This window comes from Streptococcus sp. HMSC063B03, from assembly GCF_001836965.1.
Lineage (GTDB): Bacteria > Bacillota > Bacilli > Lactobacillales > Streptococcaceae > Streptococcus > Streptococcus pneumoniae_F.
On the sequence record NZ_KV831016.1, the window covers coordinates 75,867 to 88,935 of the forward strand.

General features: G+C 40.5%; 11 protein-coding genes. 7 read left to right on the plus strand and 4 right to left on the minus strand.

The window, feature by feature from the left end; all coding sequences use genetic code 11:
• A partial coding sequence (locus tag HMPREF2628_RS02485; protein ID WP_142350484.1) for an SIALI-17 repeat-containing surface protein occupies positions 1–716 on the plus strand: 716 nt, incomplete at its 5' end.
• 72 nt (positions 717–788) lie between these two features.
• On the opposite strand, the gene mraY is transcribed toward HMPREF2628_RS02485, so the two are convergent.
• From mraY to rsmH, 4 genes are read right to left on the minus strand one after another with little or no spacing between them, the layout of a single operon-like run.
• Positions 789–1,769 carry a phospho-N-acetylmuramoyl-pentapeptide-transferase gene (gene mraY / locus HMPREF2628_RS02490; RefSeq protein WP_070842237.1) on the minus strand — a complete coding sequence of 327 codons (981 nt, stop codon included), beginning with the start codon at positions 1,767–1,769 and terminating at the stop codon, positions 789–791.
• A 1-nt stretch (position 1,770) separates the two neighbouring features.
• Complete coding sequence (gene pbp2X / locus HMPREF2628_RS02495) at positions 1,771–4,023, minus strand: penicillin-binding protein PBP2X (RefSeq protein ID WP_070842238.1); 2,253 nt, start codon at positions 4,021–4,023, stop codon at positions 1,771–1,773.
• A 3-nt stretch (positions 4,024–4,026) separates the two neighbouring features.
• A complete protein-coding gene (ftsL, locus tag HMPREF2628_RS02500) occupies positions 4,027–4,344 on the minus strand; it encodes a cell division protein FtsL (RefSeq protein ID WP_000227824.1) in 318 nt (105 codons plus the stop codon).
• Between the two features lie 9 nt (positions 4,345–4,353).
• Positions 4,354–5,304, minus strand: a complete 951-nt coding sequence (rsmH, locus tag HMPREF2628_RS02505) for a 16S rRNA (cytosine(1402)-N(4))-methyltransferase RsmH (RefSeq protein WP_000159432.1) — start codon at positions 5,302–5,304, stop codon at positions 4,354–4,356.
• A gap of 167 nt (positions 5,305–5,471) precedes the next feature.
• Here rsmH and HMPREF2628_RS02510 point away from each other — a divergent pair, with 167 nt between their 5' ends.
• From HMPREF2628_RS02510 to HMPREF2628_RS02535, 6 genes are all read left to right on the plus strand, one after another.
• A complete protein-coding gene (locus tag HMPREF2628_RS02510; protein ID WP_070842239.1) occupies positions 5,472–5,666 on the plus strand; it encodes a helix-turn-helix transcriptional regulator in 195 nt (64 codons plus the stop codon).
• A 14-nt stretch (positions 5,667–5,680) separates the two neighbouring features.
• Positions 5,681–6,223, plus strand: a complete 543-nt coding sequence (locus tag HMPREF2628_RS02515; RefSeq protein ID WP_070842240.1) for a DUF3278 domain-containing protein — start codon at positions 5,681–5,683, stop codon at positions 6,221–6,223.
• Between the two features lie 10 nt (positions 6,224–6,233).
• Positions 6,234–6,560: a hypothetical protein gene (locus HMPREF2628_RS11025; RefSeq protein WP_070842241.1), complete on the plus strand. Its 327-nt coding sequence runs from the start codon at positions 6,234–6,236 to the stop codon at positions 6,558–6,560.
• A 26-nt stretch (positions 6,561–6,586) separates the two neighbouring features.
• Entirely contained in the window at positions 6,587–7,165 is a 579-nt protein-coding gene (locus tag HMPREF2628_RS02525) for a DUF3278 domain-containing protein (protein ID WP_070842242.1), read from the plus strand.
• Positions 7,162–7,638, plus strand: a complete 477-nt coding sequence (locus HMPREF2628_RS02530) for a glutathione peroxidase (RefSeq protein ID WP_070842243.1) — start codon at positions 7,162–7,164, stop codon at positions 7,636–7,638. Before HMPREF2628_RS02525 ends, HMPREF2628_RS02530 begins: the two co-directional genes overlap by 4 nt.
• Positions 7,639–7,973: 335 nt before the next feature.
• Positions 7,974–13,069 (plus strand): alpha-L-fucosidase (locus HMPREF2628_RS02535; RefSeq protein ID WP_070842244.1); only part of this gene is annotated, 5,096 nt, incomplete at its 3' end.

Sequence of the window (13,069 nt, forward strand, 5' to 3'; positions counted from 1 at the left end):
TAGTAAATATTCCTGAGTACACTCAACCTATCGGCACAGCAGGACTAGAACAACCGCCTACTGTTTCTATCCCTGAGTACACTCAACCTGTCGGGACAGCGGGACAAGAACAACCGCCTACTGTTTCTGTTCCTGAATATAAACTTCGTGTCTTAAAGGATGAAAAGACTAAAGTTGAAATTATTGGAGGAGCGACTGACTTAGAGGGAATTTCTCACATTTCTAGCAGACGTGTATTAGCTCAAGAACTATTTGGTAAGATCTATGATGCTTACGATCTTCACCTTAAAAATTCAACAGACCAGAGTTTACAACCAAAAGGGGCTGTCTTGGTACGCTTGCCTATTTCCTCAGCTGTCGAAAATGTCTACTACCTAACTCCATCAAAAGAGTTACAGGCACTCGATTTTACTATTCGCGAGGGAATGGCAGAATTTACGACTACTCATTTCAGTACCTATGCAGTCGTTTATCGAGCTAATGGAGCATCAACTACTGCAGAGCAAAAACCAAGTGAAACAGATATCAAACCATTAGCCAACAGCTCTGAGCAAGTTTCATCTAGTCCAGACCTTGTCCAATCGGCAAATCATTCTCCTAAAGAACAACTTCCAGCTACTGGTGAAACGTCTAGTCCACTACTATTCTTGTCAGGATTGAGTCTAGTCCTAACAGCAACTTTTCTACTTAAGAGTAAGAAGGATGAGTCCAATTAACTTTTAAGCATACAAAAACCAGGATGAAGATAAGCTTCATCCTGGTTTCTTTTATCAATAAAAGATTATTTTTTACAATAGGTATAAAAAGGCTAGCGTCAAAAGACTTGCTAATAGCCCCACTCCCCAAAAGAAGAAGTCGACCTTCCACTCGCTCCAAGGACTTCCCTTACCAGACAATCCTCCAAGCTCAAAATGATGATGCACAGGCGTCATACGAAAAATACGTTTACCACCTGTCACTTTGAAATAACTGACTTGCATCATAACCGAAGTTGTTTCAAAGACATAAACAATTCCGATAATCAAGAGAGTCCATTCTTGGTGGAGGGCCATAGAGATAGCTGCCAGCATTCCACCTAAGGCCAAGCTTCCCACATCCCCCATAAAGACTTTAGCAGGCTTATGGTTAAAGACGAAGAAACCAAGCAAACCACCAATCACGGCAAGAATCACTAGAAGGATATCCATCTGACCTTGCACATAGGCAATAACTCCATAGGCAGACAAGCTAATCACAACGGAAATACTAGCTAGACCGTCAATACCATCTGTCAAGTTGACTGCGTTTGAAAAACCGACTAGCCAGAAAAGAGCGAAGATAATATAGAAAATCCCTAAATGCACTTGGTAGCCAAAGACAGAGAGCATATCGCCCCCACGCTCATAAAAAAGGTAGAAAATGACACCACCTAGAAGCTGAAGAGCCAATTTCTGTTTGGGGTTTAGCCCCTCATTGATTTTACGGAAGACCTTGAGGAAGTCATCTAAAAAACCAACCAAACCATACAAGACCAAAATAAACAAAACCATACCAACATTATTGGTCAATTGTTTTGAAAAAAGAGCGACGAGGAAACTCACCACAACTGAAGCAATGAGGAAAACAAGCCCCCCCATTGTAGGAGTCCCAGCTTTTGCCTGATGCTGTTTGACATCCTCATGCATCTGCTGGCCTGTAATTTGCGCCTTTCTATAAAATTGGATAAAGGCCGGAATTCCTACTAAAGTTAGTAAAAATGTCACAATTCCAGCACTGATGGAAATAAACATATTAGTCTCCTAAAGTTAATTTAATTTTTTTAATGTTTTTGATAGCTGTATTGGTCCGAACGTCTTGCTTTTGGACGACGGAACCTGAACCTTCAAATTCTAGCTCAATATCCAACCATTTAGCAAAGGTCTCAGCAGTCTCTTTTTTCCAGCCATACATATCTGGAATTTCTTCTACCTTATCCGATAAAAGGAGAACTTGTTGGTTTGGTGCAAGATTTTTTCCTTCTTCTACAGAAGTCTCTTTAATCTTTGTTCCAGTACCAACAACGATTGGTTGCACAATATTTCGACGTAAGGCTTCCGCCAAATCACCAGGTGAAATATCCTTGATGCTAGGCATTGCATACGAAGATTCTGTCGTCACTTGATCTAAATTCTTAGCTGGAGATTGAAGGTTCAGAGATTCTTTCATCGCTGAAGCCCGCTCCAATATCGGATTGGAAAACTCTCCCAACTGGGCAGCTGAATAATGCTCAGGCTGTTGAACCGTTACATACAAGATAAAATCAGGATTTTCAGCAGGATTCATAGTCACAACTGAGAAAATATAATTGGTAGAACCAACCAAGTATCCTCCATTTTTCTCATCAGCGATTTGAGCCGTACCGGATTTAACTGCTACATTTTGTCCAGGAACTGTTATAATTGGCTTTCCTGTGTAGTGATTATACATAGTTCCATATAGAGGGTCCGTCCCAACTAATATCATGTTAGTACGAGTCAAGCTTGCTGCATCTTCAGATACAGGTTTTCCTACAATCTCTTTTTGAGACTTTCGTACAGACTGATTGTTAGTATCATAAATAGCACTTATAAATTTTGGCTCCAACATAACCCCATCGTTGGCAATGGCTGTAAAAGCACGTAGCATCTGGGTCTGCGTTACAGAAATCCCCTGACCAAATGCACTCATGGCAATATCGACAATATTATCTGCAGGCAATTGACCTGAATACTCATCAGTCAGACCAAAACGCGTCGGCACCCCAAACTTAAAGCGGTTTAGATAATCCAACCAAGTAGCATCTCCCATTTTTTGTTCAAGTAGACTCATTCCAACATTACTGGAGTGAGCGAAACCTTGTAAGAAAGTCATCATCCCACCAGTCGTCAAACCATCATTAACATCCCAATCTCGAATCGTCGCATCCGCTATTTTTAATTCACTACTATTGAAATATTCTCCACTTGGGAAGGTATTGTTGTCAATAGAAGAAGCTAACGTCATGACCTTCATGGTTGATCCTGGTTCATAATTACTTTGATAAAGAATATCACGCCAAACAAAATCCTTAGTGATTCCTTCTTTAGTATCTGCATTAAATGTCGGTCGTTGGGTGGTAGCAAGGATTTCACCAGTCTTTGCACTGACCAAGGTCGCGGTCATATACTTACCTTTTACTTTTTCTAGAAAGGCATCCATCTGAGTTTCCATGAAAGATTGTAGCGGACTAGACAATGTTGTATAAACATCCTTGCCATCCACAGTTTGTTGCGATACCAGTTCTGTACCTGGTACGATATTTCCTACACGGTCTTTTTCATAGGTAATAATACCGTCTTTCCCAGCAAGAATGGTATTTAAAGAACTCTCCAAACCAGAAGTTCCTAACAAACTCTTGCTGCCGTCCTCATTTTCATGAAGTTGGGCTAAGCCAATAAAGCTAGAAGCAAATTGTCCATTTGGATAGCTTCTGTTAGGGCTAGTTGTAAAGTCAATCCCTTCCACACTAGCATCTTTCAAATCTTTTTTAATAGCCATCATATTGGCATAGGTAATCCCATTTCCTTTTGCTCCAAAGGAAACTTGGGTCAGATTTGGTTGAGCTAATTGCTCTTTCACATAAGCTTCATCCATATCCAAATACTTATGGAAGACTTCAGCTACCTTATTAAACTGCGAATCCTCTACATAAAGAATTTTACCCGTTGCTGACTTGTATTTTTTATCAATAACGGCATAGACGTTATAAGAGGTTGCATCTTCAGCGATAGGCACTCCATTTCGGTCATAGATCGTCCCACGTTTGGCAGGTACTGTTCGAGTTGTTTGGTGAACCTTTCTAGCCTCTTTTACCAAGTCAGTACCAAATATATTACCTTTTGCGATAATATACGCAAAATTGGCCAAAAAGAGGGCGAAAAGAGCAACAGCTACAAAGCTGAGGTACTTGCCAACTATCCTACGATTTTTTGCTGGAGATTTACGATTTTTTATCGCAAATCGGGTTATTTTTTCTGTCCATTTCATATCTTACTCCGCTGTTCGGATATTTTCATTATTCAATTTCAAATCTTTTTTATCTGCAATCTCTTTCAAGCGCTCGGAACGAATCAATTCATTCACTTCCTGCTTAGCATCATCCAGCTCTGTCTTCTTTTCCTCTATCTGCGCATTGATTTTTGTTAAATCACTTTGCACTTGCAAGAGTCGTGTCTGCATAAAGATGATACTCACTGCTAAAACGAGAGCCGTAAAAGCGATGGAAAGATAAAAAGCCTTCTCCACACGTGAGAATTTTTTTATACGATTCTGCAAGAATTGACTGGTTGTTTCTTTCTTATCTACCATTTTTTCCTCTTACTTGTGAATTTTTCTAGCCACGCGCAACTTAGCTGAATGCGAGCGGTTGTTTGCTTCTAACTCTTCTGCACTTGGCAAGATGGGCTTACGGGATACCAATTCCATCTTGGGCTTGAGATCATCTGGGATGAAAGGCAAGCCTTTTGGAACTTCAACCGTTGAAGCTTCCTTGAACAATTGCTTGGTCAAGCGGTCTTCTAGTGAATGGAAGGTAATCACTGAGATTCTACCATCCAGAGCCAACATATCCATAGCCTGCTGGATGGACTCATCTGCAGCTCCCAGTTCATCATTGACTTCAATCCGAATAGCCTGGAAGATCTGCTTGGCAGGATGGCCCTTCTTCTTGAGTTCCTTAGCAGGCTTAGCCGACTTGATGATCTCTGCCAACTCAGTCGTTGTCTCGATTGGCTTGACTTCACGTGCTTGTTCAATCTTACGCGCAATCTGTTTAGAAAACTTATCCTCTCCATACTTGAAGAAAATTCGAACCAGGTCATGATAGTCATAGTGGTTCACCACTTCATAGGCTGTCAGACTAGCTTCCTGATTCATCCGCATGTCCAGTGGCGCATCCTTTTTATAAGAAAAACCACGCTCACGCTGGTCCAATTGAGGACTAGACACTCCCAAGTCATAACAAATTCCATCAATTTCCTGAACACCAGCTTCGCGCAAACGTGCCTGTAAATGACGGAAGTTATCCTTTATAAAAGTCACCATCCCCTTTTCAATGTAAGGTGCCAAACGTTTTTGCGCATTGTCAATGGCATTCTGGTCCTGGTCAAAGGCATAGAGATGGCCTTTTTCACTTAATTTACTTAATAAATATTCGCTATGGCCTGCTCCACCCAAGGTCGCATCAACGTAAACACCGTCAGGTTTCACATCAAGCATATCAATCGTTTCGTGGAGTAAGACCGTTACATGATGAAATTCTTTTGTCATATCCTATCTATTTTACCACAAATCCGACCAGCTTGCACTAGTCAGACAAATAGGGCAAAAAAAGTAAGATTTCTTTAAGAAATAGATGTCAAATATGCTTGACATCTATTTCATAGAAGAATATAATATAGTCAAATATATACGACACAAATCAGAAAGGAGACCAGATGAATCGTGTGAAAGAGTTTCGCAAGGAACTGGGTATTTCCCAGCTCGAACTCGCCAAGGATATCGGTGTCTCGAGACAGACCATCAATATGATTGAAAACGACAAGTACAATCCAACCCTGGAACTCTGTCTCAATCTCGCCCGCAGCCTCAAAACTGACCTCAATAGTCTCTTTTGGGAGGATGATTTTTAAAAAGGAGCAAACTCATGAAAAAAGAAACCTTTACTGAAAAACTGATCAAACGCACATACGGTATTTCTGATCCCCTTGACGAATACAAACGGCGTGAGGCCGATCGTATTGGGAACCAAGTCTTTATCGTCCTCTTTTATCTGATGATTTTCGGAAATCTTATTCCACTCCTTCTGGCCTATAAATACCCTCAAGAAGTGGCTCTAATCTATCCTCCTCTGATTTTAGTGATTGCCCTCATCGCTGCTAGCTATCTCACCTACCAAATGAAAAAAACAGGGATTACAACTATTGAGCCAGATATGCTGAGTGAGAAAGAAAGTAAGCAACTTCGCTACCCAGGTCTTAAAGCAGGTTTGTTCTTTGGTCTATGGATGTTTTTTATAACTCCTCTTCTCAGTATACTCATAGGTGAAGGTCAGGACTATTTTCATTCTCTCCTCACTATAAGAAATGGTGTATCAAGCATTCTCGGTTCTATTTTCTTCGGAGCGAGCATACAGTTCCTCATCTCCCGTCGCATTGCTAAAGCTAAGAAAGATCAAGATGAGGATTAGGAGGTGCCCTATGAAATCATTACTAACTTTACTTACCTATCATCTTTTGTTCAGTTCTCTACTCATCTTCATTATCATTTCAGGGAACTTGCCAATCAGAGAGATATTCCTCGTGCTAGTCTTTATTCCAGCACTTAACAAAGGACTGACCTATCTAAAGATTGACTCCCCAAAAACACGTATACTCAACTTAGCACTATTCTTTATGATTCTATCCTTACCACAACTGATGCTCGTCTCAGGCAATTGGAAATATTATATACTGCTAACTATCGCTATCCTTTCTTCTATCACTTATCTTTATTATCTCTATCAATTCGTAAAAGAAACAAAATAGCATCGTTCATTTAGGAGAAATCACCCATGAAAAAAGAAGACTTCACCACTCGCCTACTTCGAAATTTCTTTCATATCCAAGGGCCTTTTGATGAATGCCGTCAAGAGGTTATCTACAAGGCTTGCGCCCGTTCCATGATCCAAATCTTTTACTCTTCCTTCATTCTCTTCCTATTCTATATTTTGTTCGGAAGCTTTATAGAAATTGTTCGAAATGTTATGCCCTACATCTATTTTGGACTCATTTTGTTCATGGGTATAAAAGCTCAAAAAGCCGTCCAAGAGCTTCATCTTGAAAAGGATGACAAATCAGAAATCATCCTCAAAACCTACAGCAAAGCCCAAATCAAATTTAGGAGTTGGATTGTGTTTATCGGTCTTCAGATTGGTCTCTTTACCTTACTCATCTTTCATAAGGTCTTCGTTCAACAGATGTCCCTTTCAGATTTTGTGAAGTTGCTCATGCAATTCGATAAAAGTGTTCCTTTGCTGATGTATGGCCTGATTATCGGTAGCATTTTTGGAACCCTGACCTACGGATTTCTATCACTACAGGAGGAGAAAACTCCTAAAAATACCAAACAGAAGGAGAAAAGCAAGCAATGACTTCACTATACGATTTTTCAGTCTTGAACCAAGACCATCAAGAAACTCCACTAGAGACCTATCGTGGTAAGATTCTCTTGGTTGTCAACACTGCTACTGGATGTGGTTTAACGCCCCAGTACCAAGGTCTCCAAGAACTCTATGACCGCTATCAAGAACAAGGTTTTGAGATTTTAGACTTCCCTTGCAATCAGTTTATGGGACAAGCACCAGGTAGTGCAGAGGAAATCAACGCCTTCTGTAGCCTACATTATCAGACCAGCTTCCCACGTTTTGCCAAGATCAAGGTCAACGGTAAGGAAGCAGATCCTCTCTATGTTTGGTTAAAAGAACAAAAATCTGGTCCACTAGGAAAACGAATCGAATGGAATTTCGCTAAGTTTCTCATCGGTCGAGATGGGCAGGTCTTTGAACGCTTCTCTTCAAAAACAGACCCAAAACAAATTGAAGAGGCGATACAAAAATTACTCTGACTTTTTTTGAATACATTCTTTCATTCAGTTTAATTCTTGAAAGGATGTATTTTTTTCTTTAAAAAGTGAAAGAATTTCTTTAAATTAGGTTTACTTTCTCTATTGCATTTCTTGGAACAATTTAGTATATTTGTTATGTTAAGGTTTTTAGGTTATTTTAAAGATTAAGATAACAATTTTAATTTTTTTATTCTAAAATGAAAGCGCTTAAACAGAGGGGGTAATTAGTCTCAAACTATTGCACAAAATCTAACTATCGCTAAAGAAAATCGTTTCCAAGTCATACTTGGGCTCAGACAGTAGCTGACTGTCTTGATTCAAACTAGGAGTACATTATGAATCGATACCTTTTTGAAAAAGAGCAAACTTTTAGCATCAGAAAATTAACCGTTGGTGTTGCTTCGGTTATGGTTGGGCTTGCTTTTTTTGCATCTGGTACAGCACTAGCTGACGAAGCAAAAATTGAAGCTACAAGCTCTCAACCAAATGTAGAAAAATTGGCCGAAGTTGAAAAAACCAAACCAGAAGTCAAAAATGAAAGTCCTGTAATTTCTACACCTCAAGAGTCAGAGAAAGCAGAGAAAGCAGAAAAAACTGTTAAACCAGTAGAAGAGAAGACTGTAGCAGAAACTAAAACTACTGACTTGCTTCCTGAAGAAATCCACGATCAAGCTTATCCTGATGCACCCGTGAAAAACATAGATACTTCAGCAATCGTAGACAAGAAGGATAGTCCTAAAGTTGAGACAGAAAGCATTCTAAAAAACAAGGAAGAACTTCCAAAAGAAGCTGAAAATGGTAATCGTGCAATTATCAACGGTGGTCTAGATTTGAAGCACGTCCCTTATGAAGGACAACCTGCTACTGCTGCTAGTATGATTTACACTATTTACAATGGTGGTTCCCAACGCTATATCGTGTCTGGTTCTGGTATTTTTGTGGCACCAAATGTCATCTTGACTGTTGCCCACAACTTTTTAGAATCAAACCGTGATACAAAAGAAGGACATATTCGAGGCGGAGATTCTGCTAAGTTTTACTATAACCTCGGTTCTAATTCTGCTGTTCGCAATTCTCAGCCTGTAACGGGTAATACTACTCTATTCAAAGAAGAAGATATTCATTTTTGGAACAAGAAAGAATTTGGAAAAGGATATCAAAATGACTTGGCTGCTGTTGTAGCACCTGTTCCTCTTCAAATCGCTAGTCCAAATAAAGCTGCTACCTTTGTTCCCTTGGCAGAAAATAAAACCTATCAACCAGGGGACCCTGTTAGCACGATTGGGTATCCAACTGACTCAAGCTCACCTGAGCTCAAAAAACCAATTGTAGCTGGTCAACTTTACAAGGCTGACGGTGTCGTGAAATCTGTTGATAATTATGATGATAAAGGCTCAAAAGGCATCACCTATCATATGACTTCTGTTTCAGGCCTTTCAGGTGCTGGTATTATCAACAGTGATGGTAAAGTAGTCGGTGTTCACCAACACGGCACAATTGAAAACGGCATCCCTGACAAAGACCGTTTCGGTGGTGGGATCGTCCTCTCACCTGAGCAAGTCAAATGGGTAAAAGATATTATCGCAAAATATGGCGTCAAAGGTTGGTACCAAGGTGATAATGGGAAACGATATTACTTTACTCCTGAAGGAGAAATGTTCAGAAATAAAACTGCTGTTATTGGTGAAAATCAATATTCTTTCGATGAAAATGGTGTTGCGACACTCATTAAAGGAATCGATTACGGACGTGTAGTTGTTCAACACGTAGATGAAACTGGTAATCCAATTAAAACTGATGATACTTTTGTTGAAAAAACTGAAGTTGGAACAGCTTTTGATTATGACTTCAAAAAAGAAATCGCTAAAACCGACTTCTATACAAAAAATCAAGAGAAATACCAGATTGTCTCTATTGATGGCGTCGAAATCAACAAACAACTCAAAGATGAGTGGACCTACAACGTCGTCAGCAAAACAGCTCCAGGAACACGGGTCATCAAGGTGGTTTATAAAGTGAATAAAGGTTCATTTGCCATTCATTATCGTTTGAAAGGCTCAGAGCAAGAATTAGCAGATGTTGTTACTGATAATAATGACGGAAAAGAATACGATGTTTCTTTTGTAAACACTTTTGAAGCAAAAGAAATCGCAGGCTACCGCGCGATCACTCCACGTTTAGAAGCCATCATCCAGCACAAGGGTGTGAATGATGTTGTCTTTGAATACGAAAAAATCTCTGATAGCTCTAATCCGACTTCAACTGTTTTACCTGCTGCTCATCCAGAAGATAAGGAAACAGAAATTGGAAATCACGGTCCCCTTCCAAGCAAGGCTCAACTTGATTATCACAAGGAAGAATTAGCCGCCTTCATCCACTATGGTATGAATACTTATACTAATTCTGAGTGGGGACATGGAAATGAAGACCCAGGATACTTTAATCCAACTAACTTAGATACAGATCAATGGATCCGTACTCTAAAGGAAACTGGCTTTAAACGCACCATTATGGTAGTGAAACACCACGATGGCTTCGTTATTTACCCATCTAAATATACAAATCATACCGTAGCTGCAAGTCCATGGAAAGATGGTAAGGGAGACCTTTTAGAAGAAGTTTCAAAATCAGCTACTAAATACGATATGAATATGGGGGTTTATCTATCTCCATGGGATGTTAATAGTCCTAAATACAAGGTTGATACAGAAAAAGAATACAACGAATACTACCTCAATCAACTAAAAGAAATCCTTGGTAATCCAAAATACGGTAATAAGGGTAAATTTATCGAAGTTTGGATGGATGGAGCACGCGGTAGCGGTGCCCAGAAAGTAACCTACACCTTTGACGAATGGTTCAAATATATTAAGGAAGCTGAAGGAGATATCGCTATCTTCTCTGCACAACCAACAAGTATTCGTTGGATCGGAAATGAACGTGGTATCGCAGGTGACCCTGTATGGCATAAGGTCAAGAAAGCCAACATCACCGAAAATGTTAAGAACGAATACCTTAACCACGGTGACCCTGACGGAGATATGTACTCTGTAGGGGAAGCAGATGTTTCCATCCGCTCTGGCTGGTTCTACCACGATAATCAGCAACCAAAATCCCTCAAAGAATTGATGGATATCTACTTCAAGTCTGTTGGTCGTGGAACGCCACTTCTTCTCAACATTCCACCAAACAAAGAAGGAAAATTCGCAGATGCTGATGTGGCTCGCTTGAAGGAATTCAAAGCAACCCTAGACCAAATGTATGCGACTGACTTTGCCAAAGGAGCGACTGTAACAGCAAGTTCTACTCGTCAGAACCACCTCTATAAAGAAAGTCACCTGACAGACGGCAAAGACGATACCAGCTGGGCGCTCTCAAATGATGCCACAACAGGTAGCTTCACAGTCGATTTGGGACAAAAGAGACGCTTTGACGTTGTCGAACTCAAGGAAGACATCGCTAAAGGTCAACGTATCTCTGGTTTCAAGATTGAAGTCGAAATCAACGGTCGCTGGGTGACTTACGGAGAAGGTTCAACTGTTGGTTACCGTCGCTTGATTCAAGGCAAGCCTGTAGAGGCACAAAAAATCCGTGTAACCATCACCGGAGCTCAAGCAACTCCAATCTTAACCAACTTCTCAGTCTACAAGACACCAAGTAGTATCGAAAAGACAGACGGCTACCCTCTTGGACTTGAATACCACTCAAATACAACAGCGGATACAGCCGGTACAACTTGGTACAATGAATCTGAAGGTGTTCGTGGCACTTCTATGTGGACCAATCAAAAAGATGCCAAAGTAAGCTATACTTTCGCAGGAACCAAGGCCTATGTCGTCTCTACAGTTGACCCAGGTCATGGAGAAATGTCCGTCTACGTTGATGGCCAAAAAGTTGCGGATGTGCAAACTAAGAACACTAGCCGTAAACGCAGCCAAAAAGTATATGAAACAGACGATTTAGCACCTGGCCAACATACCATTACCCTTGTTAATAAAACAGGTGAACCAATTGCTACAGAAGGAATCTACACTCTAAACAATAACAGCAAGGGTATGTTTGAGCTTGAAGCAACTTCTTACGAAGTCGAAAAAGGAAAACCAGTCACTGTTAAAATTAAACGTGTTGGTGGAAGCAAGGGAACTGCTACTGTTCGCTTCATCACAGAACCTGGAACTGGGGTTCACGGTAAAGTTTACCAAGATACAACTCAAGATGTGACTTTTGAAGATGGAGAAACAGAAAAGACTGTTACCATCCCAACGATTGACTTTACAGAACAAGCCGACTCTATCTTTGACTTCAAGGCCAAGCTCACTTCTGTCACTGATGGTGCCCTGCTCGGTTTTGCTACCGATGCAACCATCCAAGTGATGAAAGCTGAATTGCTGATCAAGGATCAAACAAGTTATGATGACCAAGCTAGTCAGTTGGATTACAGTCCTGGCTGGCACCATGAAACCAATTCAGCAGACAAGTACCAAAAAACGGAGTCTTGGGCTTCCTTTGGTCGCTTAACTGATGAACAAAAGAAAAAGACAACTGTCACAGCCTACTTCTACGGTACTGGACTTGATATCAAGGGCTATGTTGATCCAAATCATGGTATCTACAAGGTATTCCTCGACGGCAAAGAAGTTCCTTACCAAGAGGGCATGGGAAATGCGTCGACTATTGAGGGCAAGAAATACTTTAGCGGTCACGCTGCCCAACGCCAAGGCAATCAAACTCTGGTTAGCCTAAAAGGTCTTGATGAAAACTTGCACGCAGTCACCCTTCAACTCGATTCTGATCGAAACGATTTGTCTCGAAACATCGGTATCCAGGTGGATCAATTCATCACTCGTGGTGAAGGAAGCGAACTCTACAGCAAAACACAAATCCTTCAATCTCTCTCTAAATGGAAAGACGACTTATCTAACTTTGATCCAAGTGGTTTGAAAAATACAGCAACTGCACGTCAAGCATTTAAGTCTAATCTTGATAAACTCACTGCACAATTAAGTTCTGATACGGTAAATGTACAAGATGTGATGTCAACAGTCACTGCTTTGCAAGATATTCTTAGCAAAGACGAAAATTACCAAAAACCTGGAGACGAAACAAGTCCAGAACAACCGGTTGAACCAAAACAACCGGAACAGCCGGAAATCAATTATGATAAGGCTATGGCTAGCCTGACTGAAGCTATCGAGAAAAAAGTAGCTGAACTTGGTGCTAACAACGATGCTAAGAAAAAATTAGTTGAAATTACTGATAAAGCAATCGCAGCTATCCAAGAAGCTAAGACTCAAGAAGATGTCAATAAAGCCCTCAACAACGCTCTTGAACAAATCAAGCAATTGCAACCTAGCCAACCAGAACAACCGGTTGAACCGAAACAACCGGAACAGCCTAAAATCAATTATGATAAGGCTATGGCTAGCCTGAC

What these genes read in the sequence shown, in the direction of transcription:
- mraY (WP_070842237.1), bottom strand. Translation starts at nt 1,769, where the DNA reads ATGTTTATTTCCATCAGTGCTGGAATTGTGACATTTTTACTAACTTTA.
- pbp2X (WP_070842238.1), bottom strand. Translation starts at nt 4,023, where the DNA reads ATGAAATGGACAGAAAAAATAACCCGATTTGCGATAAAAAATCGTAAA.
- ftsL (WP_000227824.1), bottom strand. Translation starts at nt 4,344, where the DNA reads ATGGTAGATAAGAAAGAAACAACCAGTCAATTCTTGCAGAATCGTATA.
- rsmH (WP_000159432.1), bottom strand. Translation starts at nt 5,304, where the DNA reads ATGACAAAAGAATTTCATCATGTAACGGTCTTACTCCACGAAACGATT.
- HMPREF2628_RS02510 (WP_070842239.1), top strand. Translation starts at nt 5,472, where the DNA reads ATGAATCGTGTGAAAGAGTTTCGCAAGGAACTGGGTATTTCCCAGCTC.
- HMPREF2628_RS02515 (WP_070842240.1), top strand. Translation starts at nt 5,681, where the DNA reads ATGAAAAAAGAAACCTTTACTGAAAAACTGATCAAACGCACATACGGT.
- HMPREF2628_RS11025 (WP_070842241.1), top strand. Translation starts at nt 6,234, where the DNA reads ATGAAATCATTACTAACTTTACTTACCTATCATCTTTTGTTCAGTTCT.
- HMPREF2628_RS02525 (WP_070842242.1), top strand. Translation starts at nt 6,587, where the DNA reads ATGAAAAAAGAAGACTTCACCACTCGCCTACTTCGAAATTTCTTTCAT.
- HMPREF2628_RS02530 (WP_070842243.1), top strand. Translation starts at nt 7,162, where the DNA reads ATGACTTCACTATACGATTTTTCAGTCTTGAACCAAGACCATCAAGAA.